13 protein-coding genes are annotated in these 15846 nt (G+C 73.1%); 9 read left to right on the top strand and 4 right to left on the bottom strand.

Features of this window, described 5'->3' with window-relative positions; translation table 11 throughout:
* The first annotated feature begins 113 nt into the window (after window positions 1-113).
* The 4 genes from pcaDC (at window position 114) to ACZ7L0_RS02570 (ending at window position 3421) form a co-directional block, all read left to right on the top strand.
* On the top strand, window positions 114-1412 hold the full coding sequence (gene pcaDC, locus ACZ7L0_RS02585; protein ID WP_471240542.1) for a bifunctional 3-oxoadipate enol-lactonase/4-carboxymuconolactone decarboxylase PcaDC: 1299 nt from the start codon (window positions 114-116) through the stop codon (window positions 1410-1412).
* A 48-nt stretch (window positions 1413-1460) separates the two neighbouring features.
* On the top strand, window positions 1461-2096 hold the full coding sequence (locus ACZ7L0_RS02580; protein ID WP_471240541.1) for an MBL fold metallo-hydrolase: 636 nt from the start codon (window positions 1461-1463) through the stop codon (window positions 2094-2096).
* 57 nt (window positions 2097-2153) lie between these two features.
* Entirely contained in the window at window positions 2154-2933 is a 780-nt protein-coding gene (locus ACZ7L0_RS02575) for an exodeoxyribonuclease III (RefSeq protein ID WP_471240540.1), read from the top strand.
* Between the two features lie 71 nt (window positions 2934-3004).
* Complete coding sequence (locus tag ACZ7L0_RS02570; RefSeq protein ID WP_471240539.1) at window positions 3005-3421, top strand: DUF6278 family protein; 417 nt, start codon at window positions 3005-3007, stop codon at window positions 3419-3421.
* Window positions 3422-3558: 137 nt separating this feature from the next.
* On the opposite strand, the gene ACZ7L0_RS02565 is transcribed toward ACZ7L0_RS02570, so the two are convergent.
* Complete coding sequence (locus tag ACZ7L0_RS02565) at window positions 3559-5127, bottom strand: alpha/beta fold hydrolase (protein WP_471240538.1); 1569 nt, start codon at window positions 5125-5127, stop codon at window positions 3559-3561.
* A gap of 100 nt (window positions 5128-5227) precedes the next feature.
* The gene (locus ACZ7L0_RS02560) at window positions 5228-5962 is read right to left on the bottom strand and encodes a hypothetical protein (RefSeq protein WP_471240537.1); all 735 of its coding nucleotides are present in this window, start codon (window positions 5960-5962) and stop codon (window positions 5228-5230) included.
* Window positions 5963-6106: 144 nt separating this feature from the next.
* Here ACZ7L0_RS02560 and ggt point away from each other — a divergent pair, with 144 nt between their 5' ends.
* Window positions 6107-7906, top strand: a complete 1800-nt coding sequence (gene ggt, locus ACZ7L0_RS02555; protein ID WP_471240536.1) for a gamma-glutamyltransferase — start codon at window positions 6107-6109, stop codon at window positions 7904-7906.
* 7 nt (window positions 7907-7913) lie between these two features.
* Here the strand turns inward: ggt and ACZ7L0_RS02550 are convergent, their stop codons facing one another.
* Together ACZ7L0_RS02550 and map are read right to left on the bottom strand one after the other, a co-directional pair.
* Entirely contained in the window at window positions 7914-10469 is a 2556-nt protein-coding gene (locus ACZ7L0_RS02550; RefSeq protein WP_471240535.1) for an ATP-dependent Clp protease ATP-binding subunit, read from the bottom strand.
* A gap of 148 nt (window positions 10470-10617) precedes the next feature.
* Window positions 10618-11394, bottom strand: a complete 777-nt coding sequence (gene map / locus ACZ7L0_RS02545; protein WP_471240534.1) for a type I methionyl aminopeptidase — start codon at window positions 11392-11394, stop codon at window positions 10618-10620.
* A 32-nt stretch (window positions 11395-11426) separates the two neighbouring features.
* Here map and ACZ7L0_RS02540 point away from each other — a divergent pair, with 32 nt between their 5' ends.
* The 4 genes from ACZ7L0_RS02540 (at window position 11427) to ACZ7L0_RS02525 (ending at window position 15836) form a co-directional block, all read left to right on the top strand.
* The gene (locus tag ACZ7L0_RS02540) at window positions 11427-11678 is read left to right on the top strand and encodes a helix-turn-helix domain-containing protein (RefSeq protein WP_471240533.1); all 252 of its coding nucleotides are present in this window, start codon (window positions 11427-11429) and stop codon (window positions 11676-11678) included.
* Window positions 11679-11822: 144 nt separating this feature from the next.
* On the top strand, window positions 11823-13541 hold the full coding sequence (locus ACZ7L0_RS02535; protein ID WP_471240532.1) for a hypothetical protein: 1719 nt from the start codon (window positions 11823-11825) through the stop codon (window positions 13539-13541).
* Window positions 13542-13710: 169 nt separating this feature from the next.
* Entirely contained in the window at window positions 13711-14553 is an 843-nt protein-coding gene (locus ACZ7L0_RS02530) for a nitrilase-related carbon-nitrogen hydrolase (protein WP_471240531.1), read from the top strand.
* Window positions 14550-15836: an aspartate aminotransferase family protein gene (locus ACZ7L0_RS02525; protein WP_471240530.1), complete on the top strand. Its 1287-nt coding sequence runs from the start codon at window positions 14550-14552 to the stop codon at window positions 15834-15836. Before ACZ7L0_RS02530 ends, ACZ7L0_RS02525 begins: the two co-directional genes overlap by 4 nt.
* Window positions 15837-15846: the final 10 nt, after the last annotated feature.

Here is a 15846-nt window from a genome sequence, read left to right as displayed (position 1 = left end):
GCCTCATGCCGGGTGAAGGCGGTGTGAGGGTTCGCCGGTGATGTGCGGGAGCACGGTGTGGAGTGCGGGGGCCCCGGGACCGGGGCGTGCCGGGGGCCGGTTAGCGTGGAGCGGTGAGTGAGACGAAGACCCCCGCCCCCCTCCAGTACCGCTTCGACGGCCCCGACGACGCCCCGGTCCTCATCCTCGGCCCCTCGCTCGGCACGACGTGGCACATGTGGGACCGGCAGGTCCCCGAGCTGGCCCAGCAGTGGCGGGTCTTCCGGTTCGACCTGCCGGGGCACGGCGGCGCCCCCGCGCACCCGGCCGGATCGGTCTCCGAGCTGACCGCACGGCTGCTGGCCACGCTGGGCGAGCTCGGCGTGCACCGCTTCGGCTACGCGGGCTGCGCGCTCGGCGGCGCGGTCGGCCTCGAACTGGCGCTGCGCCACCCGGAGCGGCTGGCCTCGCTCGCGCTGGTGGCCGCCTCACCGCGGTTCGGCACGGCCGACGAGTTCCGCCAGCGCGGGGTGATCGTGCGGACCAACGGGCTCGACCCCATCGCCCGGACCTCCCCGGACCGCTGGTTCACCGGCGGGTTCGCCGCCGCCCAGCCCGCGATCACCGAGTGGGCCGTACAGATGGTGCGCACCACCGACCCCGGCTGCTACATCGCCGCCTGCGAGGCGCTGGCCGGCTTCGACGTGCGGCCCGAACTGGGCCGCGTGGGCGTGCCGACGCTGGTCCTGGTCGGCTCCGACGACCAGGTCACCGGCCCGGCCGAGGCCCGCACCCTGGTCGCCGGCATCCCCGACGCCCGCCTCGCGGTCGTCCCCGGCGCCTCCCACCTGGTCCCCGTCGAGCAGCCCGCGGCCGTCACCGATCTGCTGGTGCGGCACTTCTCCACCGCCTGGCAGCCCGCCTACGAGCCCGGCACCGGCCAGACGGCCCTCCCGGCGGCCCCGCTCCAGCCGGTGCTCGCCGCTTCGCCGCAGGCCGCGCCCCTCGCCGAGATCGCCCCGGCCGTCGTGGCGCAGCAGCTGCCCGGGCGGCCCGACCCCTACGACACGGGACTGAAGGTCCGCCGGGAGGTGCTCGGCGACGCGCACGTCGACCGCGCGCTGGCCCAGGCCGACGACTTCTCCGGGGACTTCCAGGAGTTCGTCACCCGCTACGCCTGGGGCGAGATCTGGGACCGCCCCGGCCTCGACCGCCGCACCCGCAGCTGCGTCACGCTCACCGCGCTGGTCGCCGGCGGCCACCTGGACGAACTCGCCTTCCACACCCGGGCCGCCCTGCGCAACGGACTGACCCCGGACGAGATCAAGGAGGTGCTGCTCCAGGCGGCCGTCTACTGCGGCGTACCGGCGGCCAACAGCGGCTTCCGGGTGGCCCAGCAGGTCATCCGCGAGGAGACCACGCCCGAGGGGTGAGAGGGGCGGGGACGCCCGGGACGGCACCCGGGAGGCAGGATGGAAGCCATGAAGCTCACGAAGATGTCCCACGCCTGCGTCCGGCTCGAGAAGGACGGCCGGACGCTCGTCATCGACCCAGGCGCCTTCAGCGAGCAGGACGCCGCCGCCGGCGCGGACGCCGTCCTGGTCACGCACGAGCACGCGGACCACTACGACGAGGGGCGGCTGCGGGCCGCCCTGGAGGCGAACCCGGCCGCCGAGATCTGGACCCTGAAGTCGGTCGCCGACCAGCTCGCTGCGGCCTTCCCGGGCCGGGTGCACACCGTCGGCCACGGCGACACCTTCACCGCCGCGGGCTTCGACGTCCAGGTCCACGGCGAACTGCACGCGGTGATCCACCCGGACATCCCGCGCATCACCAACGTCGGCTACCTCGTCGACGGCGGGCGTGTCTTCCACCCCGGCGACGCCCTCACCGTCCCCGGCCGGCCGGTCGAGACGCTGATGCTGCCGGTCATGGCCCCCTGGAGCAAGATCTCCGAGGTCATCGACTACGTCCGCGAGGTCGGGCCCCAGCGCGCGTACGACATCCACGACGCCCTGCTCACCGACCTCGCCCGCCCGATCTACGACCGCCAGATCGGCACCCTGGGCGGCGCCGAGCACCTGCGGCTCGCGCCGGGCGGCTCCGCCGAGCTCTGACCGCCGCCCAGGACCGGGCCGGCCGCGCTGTCGGACCCGCCCGGTAGGTTGTGGGACATGCGCATCGCGACCTGGAACGTGAACTCGATCACCGCCCGCCTCCCGAGGCTGCTGGCCTGGCTGGAGAGCACCGGCACCGACGTGCTGTGCCTGCAAGAGGCCAAGATCGCCGAGGAGCAGTTCCCGTTCGACCAGCTGCGCGAGCTGGGCTACGAGGCGGCGGTGCACGCCACCGGCCGGTGGAACGGCGTGGCGGTGCTCTCCCGCGTCGGCCTGGAGGACGTGGTCAAGGGCCTGCCCGGCGACCCGGGCTACGACGGCCTGGTGGAGCCGCGCGCGATCTCCGCGACCTGCGGCCCGGTCCGCGTCTGGTCGGTGTACGTGCCCAACGGCCGCGAGGTGGACCACCCGCACTACGCCTACAAGCTCCAGTGGTTCGAGGCCCTGAAGGCCGCCGTCGCCGGCGACGCGGGCGGCAGCCGCCCCTTCGCGGTGCTCGGCGACTACAACGTCGCCCCGACCGACGACGACGTCTTCGACCCGGCCGCCTTCGAGGGCAGCACCCACGTCACCCCCGCCGAGCGCGCCGCCCTGCTCTCCCTGCGCGAGGCGGGCCTGTCCGACGTCGTCCCGCGCCCCCTGAAGTACGAGCACCCCTTCACGTACTGGGACTACCGCCAGCTCTGCTTCCCCAAGAACCGCGGCATGCGCATCGACCTGGTCTACGGCAACGCGCCGTTCGCGAAGGCCGTCAAGGACGCCTACGTGGACCGCGAGGAGCGCAAGGGCAAGGGCGCCTCCGACCACGCGCCGGTCGTGGTCGACCTCGACGTGTAAGGCCCGCCCCGGCCGCGACACCCCCGCCCGCCCTGTGGTGCGTACGGCGGTGCGAATGCCACGCTGGGCGTATGAACATCCCTTTCCTGGGCCACCGGCATCCCAAGACCGGGGAGGCGGTGCTCCCCGCCGACCCCGAGGGCGTCGCCGACCTCCTCTCCGAGTGCGAACTGCTGCGCTCCCAGGCGTGGGCGGCGGGCGTCCGGCTCGACGACTCCCCGGCCTCGCTGGAGGCGCTCGACCAGATGCTGCCGCGCTGGCGGGACGACGAGGAGACCCTGCCCTGGCTGGGCAACGACGCCGGTTTCTACCTGGGCACGGTGATCGTGCGCACCGTACCCGGCGCGGTCTGGGACATCCGGCCCGGCGGGCCCGTCGTACGGCTGGCGTCCGGCCGTGAGTTCGACGTCGTCGCCTCCGGCCACGAGTGGGCCGCGAGCGGTGTGCCCGAGCTGTCGCAGCTCTACGCCGAGGTCGCCGAATCCTAGGGGCGGCCCGGGCGTTGAGCTCCCCGGCCACCGGGCGGCGACCCCGGCCGACGGTCCGGCCGGTGGTCGTCGCATAGGATGTGCCCTTCATGGGGTGGCAGTTCACCGAGCCAGACCCGGCCGGCGGCAGCCGGCGATCACTGCTCGCGCAGCGGAACCGACACGTATGACGGGTCGTCCGCCGGTGAGGAGAAGGTCAGCTGCGCGCCGGACGGGTTGTGCTCGATGTAGAGCGGGTCCACCGTGTCGACGACCAGGGCGAGACGGTGCCCGGCCGGAACGTCGTAGGCCGTGGCGAACAGGTCCAGGTCCACGTCGAACGCCTGGCCGGGCGTCCGTCCGTGCCAGGTGTACGGCGCGTGGGTGACCAGCTTGCCGAGGCCGAGCGGCCCCACGTCGTACAGGTAGGCGACGAGGGTGCCGCTCTCCTTGGTCGGGGTGAGCGTGGTGTGCAGGCTCGCGGTGCCGCGCACCTGCCCGGCGGATGCGTATTTCTCCGACTGCCAGACCGCGGCCCAGCGGCGGGGGAGCAGCGGCATCGAGGCGACGGGCGGCAGCTGGGCCACCTGGTCGAGGATGCTGGAGAGGAAGACGATCCCGCCGTCCGCCCCCGAGTCGACGTTCGCGTGGATCGTGGTGGAGCCCGCGAGAGTGATCTTCCGGCGGGTGGCGGCGACCGACTTCCAGTCCGGGTAGCCCTCGTAGCCGCCGGAGGTACGGGACTTGAGCTGGACCGGCTGCTCGCGGTCGATGCCGTTGTCCGCGCCCTTGAGGTAGTGGTCGAACCAGCGCTCGGTGTCGGTCCACACGTCGTTGGGCAGCCCGAACAGGCCGGTGATCTCGGGGGTCGCGTGGTCGCCGGGGCGCAGCTCCAGTCTCTTCGGGCCGGTCAGCTTCTCGTAGAAGTCCGCGTACTGGTTGGCCGGGAAGACCGTGTCGCCCCAGGCGTTGGCGAGCAGGACGGCGGGGCCGTTGGTGTTGAGCTGATCCAGGTAGGTCGCGGCGGAACGTTTCCGCCCCCAGTCGATCATCTCCTGTTCCTCGGTCAGGTTAGAGGAGTACAGGTTGTCGAAGATCCGGCGGAGTTCGGCGCTCTCCCGGCCGGTGAGGGTGGCCGCGCCGTCCAGTACGGCCGCCGCCTGGACGTGCTGGGTGCGGCCCGAGTAGATGGAGGCGATCAGGTCCGCCCAGCCGCTCAGCGCGGCGACGGCCTTGATCCGCTTGTCGTGCGCGGCGGCCAGCAGGCTGATCCCGGCGCCGTAGGAGACGCCGGCCATGCCGATGTGCCGGGGGTCGGCGGGGGTGTTGGCGAGCGCCCAGTCGATCACCTTGGAGGCGTCGGCCGTGTCGGGCGGCCCCGCCACTTCTATCTCGCCGCCGGACTGCCAGAACCCGCGCACGTTGTACGTGAGCACGATGTACCCGGCGTCGGCGAGCTTCTGGGCCTGGGCGAGATACTCGGCCTGGGGCAGGCCCCAGCTCGTGGGCAGCACGATCAGCGGGTAGTCGCGGGAGCCGTCGGCGCCCGCGGGCGTGACGACGTTCGCCTTCAGTACGGTGCCGCCGTCGCCGGTGATGTCGACGAAGCGGACGGACGGCGTGGCCGCCCGGGCGGCCGGGGCCACCCCGACGACCGTTCCGGCGATCAGCGCCGCCGAGACGGCTGAGGCGGCCGATGTGCGCCAGGTGCCGCGACCGTGTCCCATGGGTCACTCCTCACTCGTGTCAATGCAAAGTGACCCGACGGTAACCTCGGCCTCTTACCGCAAGTAACCCGTCGGTAAGTTACGTGAGGGTAAAGATTGTTCAGGTCTCTACCGTCGGCAGCGGTGCCAGCGCCGCCCGCGTCACGTCCGCGACCAGCTCGACCACATCCGGGCCGTACGCCTGCGAGTTGACCACCTTCAGCAGCAGCGCGAACGAGGAGGTGCCGTGCTTGCGCGCCAGCCGCTCGTGGTTGCGGGCGAGATAGCGGGTCGCGGCCTGGTTGGTGATGGCGCGCTGGCCGCAGAAGAGGAAGACCGGCCGGGCCTCGCGCCGCTCACCGGCGGTGAGCCGGGCGAGCAGTACGTACTCGCTGTGCCCCGGTTCCATCCGGTACCGCTCGCCGCCGATCTGGAACGCGCCCCGGTCCGGGCCGGGTTCGGCGTCGACGTTCACCCGGACGCCGGGCAGCAGCGACGAAAGGTGCGCCGCCATACGGCGGTTCGAGGCCGGACCGCCGACGCAGAACTCGGTGTGCTCGCCGAAGCCCTGCCGGGCCGCGTCGTGCGCGACCACCTGGGCGTGGGCGTTGCAGTCCTTGATGAGCGCGGAGAGTTCGAGCAGGGCGAAGACATCGTGCCGGGTCACCGTGAGCTCCGTCCCGCCCGCGTCGCGGTTGACCACCAGCAGCGAGGCGGAGTTGTCGGGCAGCCCGAAGAAGGCCTGTTTGCGCCGCAGTCTGCGCCGCCACAGATACGTACGGGCCAGCCAGCCCAGCGAGGCGCTGACTCCGGCCGCAACCACGCCCAGGACGATGTTGCGCACGTCGTCGTTCATGGCCGCGCATGCTAGCGGCCTCACGAGGGGCTGGTAGCACCGGTGTTCGATGTGTGACGTTCGCGTGACACCTGGCGCGAAATGGGCTGTCAGGGTCCGTCGATCTGGCTACGCTGCGCGGACGGTCCTGGACTGGAGGTACGGATGCGTCGCCCTGTCGCGCGGAAACTGACGGTTATGGCGGTCTCGGCCGCCGTGGTGTCGGTGGGGGCGGCAGCGCCACCCGCCACACAGAGCGCGGCCCCGGCGAAGGTCCCGGTCGCCGTCGGCTACGGCGGTGCCGTGGCCAGCGTCGACGCGGACGCCTCCGCGGCCGGTATCGAGGTGCTCAGGAAGGGCGGCAACGCCGTCGACGCCGCCGTCGCCACCGCCGCCGCGCTCGGCGTCACCGAGCCCTACTCCTCCGGGATCGGCGGGGGCGGCTACTTCGTCTACTACGACGCCAAGTCCCGTACCGTGCATACGATCGACGGCCGCGAGACCGCGCCGCTGACCGCCGACTCCGGCCTGTTCACGGAGAACGGCAAGCCCCTCGCCTTCGCCGACGCCGTCACCAGCGGTCTGAGCGTCGGCACGCCCGGCACGCCCGCCACCTGGCAGACGGCCCTGGACCAGTGGGGCAGCAGGAAGCTCGGCACGGTCCTGAAGCCCGCCGAGCGGATCGCCCGCGACGGCTTCACCGTCGACGACACCTTCCGTACGCAGACGGCGTCCAACGAGACCCGCTTCCGCTACTTCCCGGACACCGCCAAGCTGTTCCTGCCGAACGGACAGCTCCCCGTCCCCGGCTCCACCTTCAAGAACCCCGACCTCGCCCGCACCTACGAGGAGCTGGCCAGGAAGGGCGTCGGAGCGATCTACCGCGGCGACCTCGGCAAGGACATCGTCACCACCGTCAACCACCCGCCGGTGGACCCGGCTTCCGGCTGGAACGCCCGCCCGGGCAAGCTGTCCGCCAAGGACCTCACGGCCTACCGCGCCAAGGTGCAGGCGCCCACGAAGACCTCGTACCGCGGCCTGAAGGTGTACTCCATCGCCCCCTCCTCCTCGGGCGGCACCACGGTCGGCGAGGCCCTCAACATCCTGGAGAACACCGACCTCTCCAAGGCGAGCGAGGTGCAGTACCTGCACCACTTCATCGAGGCGAGCCGCATCGCCTTCGCCGACCGGGGGCGCTGGGTCGGCGACCCGGCCTTCGAGGACGTACCGACCCAGCAGTTGCTGTCGCAGAAGTACGCCGACTCCCGGGCCTGCCTGATCAAGGACGACGCGGTCCTCACCAGCCCCGTGGCGCCCGGCGACCCGCGCCACCCGGCCGCCTGCGGCTCCGGCGGCACGGCCGCCCCGACGACGTACGAGGGCGAGAACACCACCCACCTCACGGTCGCCGACAAGTGGGGCAACGTCGTCTCCTACACGCTCACCATCGAGCAGACCGGCGGCAGCGCCATCACCGTGCCCGGCCGCGGGTTCATCCTCAACAACGAGCTCACCGACTTCTCCTTCGCCCCGGCCAACCCTGCCGTGCACGACCCGAACCTGCCGGGACCCGGCAAGCGCCCGCGGTCCTCGATCTCGCCGACCATCGTGCTCGACCGGCACGACAAGCCCGTGGTGGCACTCGGTTCGCCCGGCGGCGCGACCATCATCACCACCGTGCTGCAGACCCTGACCGGGTTCCTCGACCGGCACCTGCCCCTGGTCGACGCCATCGCCGCACCACGCGCCAGCCAGCGCAACGCCGCCCAGACCGAACTCGAACCCGCCCTCTACGACAGCGCCCTGAGGACACGGCTGGAGGCTCTCGGGCACAGCTTCAAGCTGAACCCCGAGATCGGCGCGGCCACCGGCGTGCAACGGCTCGGCAACGGCGCATGGCTGGCCGCCGCCGAGAAGGTACGACGCGGCGGCGGCTCGGCGATGGTGGTGGACCCGGCGCCGTGAGCCGGGCTCACAGCTCCGGGGCGGGCGGCCGGTCGGCCAGTTCCTCGGTGCGGAAGACCAGCCGCCCGCCCTCCGCGTCCACCGTGACCCGGCTGCCCTCACCGATCCGGCTGTCGAGCAGCAGCCGCGAGAGCTGGTTGTCGACCTCGCGCTGGATGGTGCGGCGCAGCGGCCGGGCACCGTACTCGGGCTGGTAGCCGTGCTCGGCGAGCCAGCCCACCGAAGCGTCGGTGAACTCCACCGCGACGCCCTGCGCGTGCAGCAGCCGGCGGGTCCGCTCCAGCAGCAGATCGGTGATCTGCCGCAGCTGCTCGGCGGTGAGCTGGCGGAAGACGACGATCTCGTCGATGCGGTTGAGGAACTCCGGCCGGAAGTGCTCGCGCAGCGGCCTCAGGATCCGCTCCCGCCGCGCCTCCTCGTCGGCCTCGTCACCCGCGGGCCCGAACCCGACCCCGGTACCGCGCCGGGTGATCGCCTCGGAGCCCAGGTTGCTGGTCATCACGATGACCGTGTTGGTGAAGTCCACCGTGCGGCCCTGGGAGTCGGTCAGCCGCCCGTCGTCCAGCACCTGGAGCAGGATGTTGAAGACGTCCGGGTGCGCCTTCTCCACCTCGTCGAGGAGCAGCAGCGAGTACGGGTGCCTGCGCACCACCTCGGTGAGCTGGCCGGCCTCCTCGTGGCCGACGTACCCGGGCGGGGCGCCGATCAGCCGGGAGACGGTGTGCCGCTCCTGGTACTCGCTCATGTCCAGGCGGACCATGCGGTCCTCGCTGCCGAACAGCGCCTCCGCCAGCGCCCGGGCCAGTTCGGTCTTGCCGACGCCGGTCGGGCCCAGGAACAGGAAGCTGCCGATCGGCCGGTCGGGGCTCGCCAGCCCGGCGCGCGAGCGCATCACCGCCTCGGCGACCACACCGACCGCCTCGTCCTGGCCGACCACCCGCTGGTGCAGGTGCGCCTCCAGGCCGAGCAGCCGCTCCTTCTCCTCCTGGGTGAGACGGCTGACGGGGATGCCAGTCTGCCGGGACACCACCTCGGCCACGGCCTCCGCCGTCACCTCCAGGTGCTGGCCCTCGTCGGCCTCGTCGGCGTGGCTGCTCTCCTCGATCCGCTGTTTCAGCTCGGTGATCCGGTCGCGCAGCCGCGTGGCCTGCTCGTACTGCTCGTCGGCGACGGCCTGGTCCTTGTCCCGGGTCAGCTGCTCGATGTCGCGCTCCATGGCGCGTACGTCCGTGCCCTTCGTCCGGGCGCCCAGCCGCACCCGGGCCCCCGCCTGGTCGATCAGGTCGATGGCCTTGTCCGGCAGACGGCGGTCGGCGAGATAGCGGTCGGACAGCTCCACGGCGGCCACCAGCGCCTCGTCGGTGTAGCGGACCTGGTGGTGGGCCTCGTACCGGTCGCGCAGGCCGCGCAGGATCTCGATCGCGTCCGCGACCGTCGGCTCGGGCACCAGGATCGGCTGGAACCGCCGGGCCAGCGCCGCGTCCTTCTCGATCCTCCGGTACTCCTCCAGCGTGGTCGCGCCGACGATGTGCAGCTCGCCGCGGGCCAGCGCGGGCTTGAGGATGTTCGCGGCGTCCATCGCGCCGCCCTCGCCGCCCCCGCCGGCGCCGACGACCGTGTGCAGCTCGTCGATGAACACGATCAGCCGGTCGGAGTGGGCGCGGATCTCGCCGACGATGTTGTTCAGCCGCTCCTCGAAGTCGCCGCGGAAACGGGTGCCCGCGACCACCCCGGTCAGGTCCAGGGCGACCACCCGGCGCCCGAGGAGGACGTCGGGCACGTCCCCGTCGGCGATCCGCTGGGCCAGCCCCTCCACGATCGCGGTCTTGCCGACGCCCGCGTCACCGATCAGCACGGGGTTGTTCTTGCCGCGCCGGGAGAGCACCTCGATGGTCTGCTCGATCTCGTCGTCCCGCCCGATCACGGGGTCGATGCCCTGCTGCCGGGCGAGGTCGGTCAGATCGCGGCCGTACTTGTCCAGGGTCGGCGTCGAGGTGGGCCGCTGCCGCTCGGCGGTCCGCGTCCGCTCCCCCTCGGCGGTCTCGGGCGGCAGCCCGGGGGAGGCGAAGCGGGCCGAGTGCAGGATGTGCCCGGCGGCCGAGTCCGGGTTCGCGGCGAGCGCGCTGAGCACATGCTCGGGCCCGATGTATCCGGCCCCGCGCGAGCGGGCCAGGTCGTGCGCGTCCAGCAGGGCGCGCTTGGCGGCCGGGGTCAGGGACAGCGACGTCGGCGGCGGCGCCTCGCCCGGCTGGTGCTGGACGGGGCCCGACCGCTCGTCGATCTGCGTCGCGAGCGAGTCCGGGTCCGCGCCCGCCCGGCTGAGCAGGCTCCGGGTGGGCTCGGCGGCGAGCGCCGCGCGCAGCAGGTGCTGCGTGTCCAGGTCCCGGCTGCCGTGCTCGGCGGCGTACTGGGCGGCACCTCTGACCAGCTCCCGGGCCGGCTGGCTCAGCAGGCGGCCGATGTCGATCTGGCGGGGGCCCGGGTGGGGGCCGGCTCCGCCGAAGAAGCGGGCGAGGAATTCGCCGAAGGGGTCGCCCTCCGGGCCGATGAAGCCGCTGGTCATCGTTTCCGTTTCCTTCGCTGACGTGTGGCTCCCGCCGGGTAACCGGGTCGGGGTGCGCTCATGCCACGATGGCACGTTCTGTTTCTGGTGGCATGTTCGGAGTGCCTAGGGTCCGGGGGCTTCGGGCTGATTTGCGGGGGCGGCTCCGTCAGGTGGGCCGCCGTGCCGTGAGAATCCTCGGACCCCCGTCCGTGATGGCCACCGTGTGTTCCGCGTGCGCCGCGCGCGAACCGTCGTTCGTACGCAGCGTCCAGCCGTCCGGGGCGTCGTGGTAGCCGTCGGTCCCGCCGCCGATCAGTATCGGCTCGATCGCGAGGACCATGCCGTGGCGCAGGGGGAGCCCACGGCCCGGGCGGCCCTCGTTCGGCACCGGAGGGTCCTCGTGCATCCTGCGGCCGATTCCGTGCCCGCCGAAGCCGTCCGGGATGCCGTACCCCGCGGCCCGGCACACCGTACCGACGGCGTGGGCGATGTCGCCGACGCGGTTGCCGACGACCGCCGCCGCGATGCCCGCCGCCAGGGCGCGCTCGGCGGTCTCGATCAGCCGTACGTCCGCCGGGCGGGGGCGTCCGACGGTGAAGCTGATCGCCGAGTCGCCGGCCCAGCCGTCGAGTTCGGCCCCGCAGTCGATGGAGACCAGGTCGCCGTGGCGCAGGCGGTAGCGGTCGGGGATGCCGTGCACGATCGCGTCGTTCACGGAGGCGCAGATCACCGCGGGGAACGGCGTCGGCGCGAAGGACGGCCGGTAGCCGAGGAACGGTGAGGACGCGCCCGCCTCGCGCAGCACCTCGCGGGCCACCTCGTCCAGCTCCAGCAGGGTGACGCCGACGTCCGCGGCCTCGCGCACGGCCGTCAGGGCCCGCCCGACGACCTGGCCCGCCGCGTACATCGCGTCGATCGACGTGTCCGTCTTCAGTTCCACCATGCCAATTACTATACCGGTATTAGAATGACGGCATGGTGCGCACCCCTCTCACTCCGGAAGAACGCGAACGCGGCGAGCGGCTCGGGCGGTTGCTCCGTGAGGCGCGCGGCGCCCGGAGCATGGCGGAGGTCGCCGCCGAGGCGGGCATCTCGGCCGAGACCCTCCGCAAGATCGAGACCGGCCGTGCCCCGACCCCGGCGTTCTTCACGGTGGCCGCGCTCGCCGGGGTGCTCGGGCTGTCGATGGACGACGTGGCGGTGCGGTGCGCGCCGGTCGCGGTATGACCCGCGCCGGCCGGTAGCCTCAGCGAGTCAAGATCCCGTCAATGAGGCTCCCGCGCTCCCGTTGTTAACCGCGCGTAGCACGTCCGTAACACGCCTGGTGTTGCCTACGGAACCGGAGTGCTCCGGTCTGGCGGGAGTTGGGCGATGGCTGTGGATCAACTCCCTGGAAGGGTAAGGGAGTTCGCGAACTACCTGGACGGTCTGCTGGCGCGCCTGGATCAGGGCGGCGGCTGGTGCGGGGTGTTCTGGCAACGCGACCCCGACGGCATGCGGGCCTGTCTCGCCGGGCACGAGGTGCCGCCGTGGGACGTGGTGGAGGCCCTCCTGCACGACCTCGCGGCCGCCTACGGGGCCGCCGCCGCGGGGGCGGAGCGGGAGCGGGCCCGGATCCTGCACACGGCCGCCCTCGGCGCCCACGACGCCCGGCCGGGCGCCCGCGACGCCCTGGGCGACCGGCTCGACGTGATGCTCCGCGAGCAGCGCTACGCCGCCGAACGGCAGGCCGAACTCGGCCGCCTGATCGCCTCGGCCACCACCCGGGAGGAGGCCGACGCCCTCCGGCTCGACCTCGCCTGGGCCCGCGACGACCATGAACGCGCCACCGCACGCTGCGCCGAACTCCGCTCCCGCATCGCCGAGTTGGAGCGCAGGACGGTACCCGGCACTCCGGCGCTCCGGCCGGCCTCGGACGGGGACGCGCTCGGGGCGGCGGACCGGTTCACCGAGGGCCCGGCCGGGGCGGCCCCGGCCGGACCGGGGAGTACGGCGCCGGCCGGAAGCCCGGAAGCGGGGCGGCCGGCGAGCGGCCCACTGCGCATGCCGTCGGCGCGGACCGGGCCGGGCGGCCTCGCGCCGGACCGTCCCGGGACCGGCCCCTCGGCCGACAGCAGGCAGGCACCGGGCACCCCCACGGACCACGTCCCCCGCACCCCGGCCACCCACCCCACGGCCGCCCCCGGCCCCGACCCCACCGACGGCCCCTCCGCCTTCGACCCCTTCCGCCGCCCCGCCCAGTCGCCGCCCGCCCCGACCGGCGTGGACACCCCGCCCCGGACCACGCCCGCGCACCCCACCGCCGCCCCGGCACCCGCGCTCGCCCCCGACCCGGCCCCCGCCCCCGCTCCCGCCAAGCAGCGCAAGCGCCGCCGGGGCAGTGCCCGTTTCGCCGGGATGGTGGAGGACGAGGCCGCGCCGGCCGTGGTGCCGCAGGCCCCGGCGCCGCCGGTCGTCCCGGATCCGGCGCCCGCCGCCCGCCGTACCCCGCGCGGTGCCCGGTTCGCCGGAGCGGCCGAGGACGCGCGGCGGCCCGAGCCGCGCACCGAGCCGGTGGACGCGGAGGCGGGGCGGGCCGTCGCCGAGGCCGTCGACAGGCTGGTGCGGCTGCGCCACGAGGGCCGCAGCGGCGAGGCGCACGCCCTGCTGATCGAGGTGGCGTACTGGCCCGCCGTCCGCTTCCCGCTGCTCGCGGACGGGCTCCAGCGCGCCGGGCTGGGCGCGGACTGGGTGACCCTGCTGTGGGAGGCCGCCTCGCTGCCCGCCGACCGGCTGGTCGCCGCGGCCGACGCCCTGGAGGCGGCCGGGCGCCCCGCCGACGGGCAGCAGATCCTGCGGCAGGGCGTCGCCCGGCCCGCCGCCGAGATCGGCGCGGCCGTGCTCGCGCTGGACGACGCCGGCCGCGGCCGCGAGGTGCGGGCCCTGCTCGACGCCTACGTCCGGGTCCGCACCCCGGAGGAGGCGGCCCGCAGTGTCGCCGCCGACCCGCGGCGCCTCGTACCGTTTCTGCTGGAGGCCGCCTCGGGCGTCTCGGACGAGCGCCACTGGGACCTGCTGCACGCCGTCCGCGTCGCCGGATTCACCGCCTGACCGGCGGCCGGGGGCGCTGCCCGATAACCCACCCGGGTGCGAAACGTGATCGACTCAGCGGGTTGACGACGATGGTCTTGGCAAGGCCGTCCGGGAGGCTTACGTTCGACCCTCTACGCCCTGCTTCTACGGGCGTAGAGGGATGCACGTCCCGTCGAAGGAGCAGCTCATGGCGAACGTCGTCCGCGCCGCACTGGTCCAGGCCACCTGGACCGGCGACACCGAGTCCATGGTGGCGAAACACGAGGAGCACGCCCGGGCGGCGGCCCGGCAGGGCGCCAAGGTCATCGGGTTCCAGGAAGTCTTCAACGCCCCCTACTTCTGCCAGGTCCAGGAGCCGGAGCACTACCGCTGGGCCGAGCCGGTGCCCGACGGTCCGACCGTCAGCCGGATGCGGGAGCTCGCCCGCGAGACCGGCATGGTGATCGTCGTCCCGGTGTTCGAGATCGAGCAGTCGGGTTTCTACTACAACACCGCGGCCGTGATCGACGCCGACGGCAGCTACCTCGGCAAGTACCGCAAGCACCACATCCCGCAGGTCAAGGGCTTCTGGGAGAAGTACTACTTCAAGCCGGGCAACCTCGGCTGGCCGGTCTTCGACACCGCCGTCGGCAGGGTCGGCGTGTACATCTGCTACGACCGGCACTTCCCGGAGGGCTGGCGGCAACTCGGCCTGAACGGCGCCCAGCTCGTCTACAACCCCTCCGCCACCCACCGCGGGCTGTCGAACTACCTCTGGCGGCTGGAGCAGCCCGCGGCGGCCGTGGCCAACGAGTACTTCGTCGCCGCGATCAACCGGGTCGGCGTCGAGGAGTACGGCGACAACGACTTCTACGGCACGAGCTACTTCGTCGACCCGCGCGGGCAGTTCGTGGGCGAGACCGCCAGCGACAGCAAGGAGGAACTCGTCGTCCGGGACCTCGACTTCGACCTGATCGAAGAGGTGCGGCAGACGTGGGCGTTCTACCGCGACCGCCGCCCCGACGCCTACGAAGGGCTGGTGCGGCCGTGACCAAGGACCTGCTGGGCCGCCACCGGGCCGTCCTCCCGGACTGGCTCGCCCTCTACTACGAGGACCCGATCGAGATCACCCACGGCGAGGGCCGCCACGTCTGGGACGCCGACGGCAAGCGCTACCTCGACTTCTTCGGCGGCATCCTCACCACGATGACCGCGCACGCGCTGCCCGAGGTGACCAAGGCGGTGAGCGAGCAGGCCGGGCGGATCATCCACTCCTCCACCCTCTACCTCAACCGGCCGATGGTGGAACTCGCCGAGCGCATCGCCCAGTTGAGCGGCATCCCGGACGCCCGGGTCTTCTTCACCACCTCCGGCACCGAGGCCAACGACACCGCCCTGCTGCTGGCGACGACGTACCGCCGCGGCAACACCGTGCTGGCGATGCGCAACAGCTACCACGGCCGCTCCTTCAGCGCGGTCGGCATCACCGGCAACCGCGGCTGGTCCCCGACCTCGCTGTCCCCGCTGCAGACCCTGTACGTCCACGGCGGCGTGCGCACCCGGGGCCCCTACGCGGCGCTGAGCGACGCCGACTTCATCGCCGCGTGCGTCGAGGACCTCAGGGACCTCCTCGGCCACACCCGCCCGCCCGCCGCGCTGATCGCCGAGCCCATCCAGGGCGTCGGCGGCTTCACCTCCCCGCCCGACGGCCTGTACGCCGCCTTCCGCGAGGTCCTCCAGGAACACGGCGTCCTGTGGATCGCCGACGAGGTGCAGACCGGCTGGGGCCGCACCGGCGAGCACTTCTGGGGCTGGCAGGCCCACGCGCGAAGCGGCCCGCCGGACATCGTCACCTTCGCCAAGGGCATCGGCAACGGCATGTCCATCGGCGGGGTCGTCGCCCGCGCCGAGATCATGAACTGCCTGGACGCCAACAGCATCTCGACGTTCGGCGGCACCCAGATCACCATGGCGGCGGGGCTCGCCAACCTCACCTACCTGCTGGAACACGACCTCCAGGGCAACGCCCGGCGCGTCGGCGGACTGCTCATCGAGCGGCTGCGGGCCGTCGCCGCGCAGCTGCCCGGCGTACGCGAGGTACGCGGACGCGGGCTGATGATCGGCCTCGAACTGGTCAAGCCCGGCACTGACCGGGCCGATCCGCAGTCGGCCGCCGCAGTGCTGGAGGCGGCCCGCGCGGGCGGACTGCTCCTCGGCAAGGGCGGCGGCCACAACACCAGCGCCCTGCGCATCGCACCCCCGCTGTCGCTGACCGTGGCGGAGGCCGAGGAGGGCGCGACGATCCTCGAAAACGCTCTGAGGAGCACCCGGTAGCCCGAAACGA

This window comes from Streptomyces sp. NPDC039424, from assembly GCF_055639495.1.
The sequence above is the reverse complement of the archived record's forward strand: the minus strand, read 5'-3'. Positions and strand labels throughout refer to the sequence as shown.

Excerpts from the sequence above, each read along its gene's own strand:
- ACZ7L0_RS02570 (WP_471240539.1), top strand. The coding sequence starts at position 3,005 with ATGAACATCCCTTTCCTGGGCCACCGGCATCCCAAGACCGGGGAGGCG.
- ACZ7L0_RS02530 (WP_471240531.1), top strand. The coding sequence starts at position 13,711 with ATGGCGAACGTCGTCCGCGCCGCACTGGTCCAGGCCACCTGGACCGGC.
- ACZ7L0_RS02535 (WP_471240532.1), top strand. The coding sequence starts at position 11,823 with ATGGCTGTGGATCAACTCCCTGGAAGGGTAAGGGAGTTCGCGAACTAC.
- ACZ7L0_RS02565 (WP_471240538.1), bottom strand. The coding sequence starts at position 5,127 with ATGGGACACGGTCGCGGCACCTGGCGCACATCGGCCGCCTCAGCCGTC.
- ACZ7L0_RS02580 (WP_471240541.1), top strand. The coding sequence starts at position 1,461 with ATGAAGCTCACGAAGATGTCCCACGCCTGCGTCCGGCTCGAGAAGGAC.
- ACZ7L0_RS02560 (WP_471240537.1), bottom strand. The coding sequence starts at position 5,962 with ATGAACGACGACGTGCGCAACATCGTCCTGGGCGTGGTTGCGGCCGGA.
- ACZ7L0_RS02575 (WP_471240540.1), top strand. The coding sequence starts at position 2,154 with ATGCGCATCGCGACCTGGAACGTGAACTCGATCACCGCCCGCCTCCCG.
- ACZ7L0_RS02540 (WP_471240533.1), top strand. The coding sequence starts at position 11,427 with ATGGTGCGCACCCCTCTCACTCCGGAAGAACGCGAACGCGGCGAGCGG.
- ggt (WP_471240536.1), top strand. The coding sequence starts at position 6,107 with ATGCGTCGCCCTGTCGCGCGGAAACTGACGGTTATGGCGGTCTCGGCC.
- ACZ7L0_RS02550 (WP_471240535.1), bottom strand. The coding sequence starts at position 10,469 with ATGACCAGCGGCTTCATCGGCCCGGAGGGCGACCCCTTCGGCGAATTC.
- map (WP_471240534.1), bottom strand. The coding sequence starts at position 11,394 with ATGGTGGAACTGAAGACGGACACGTCGATCGACGCGATGTACGCGGCG.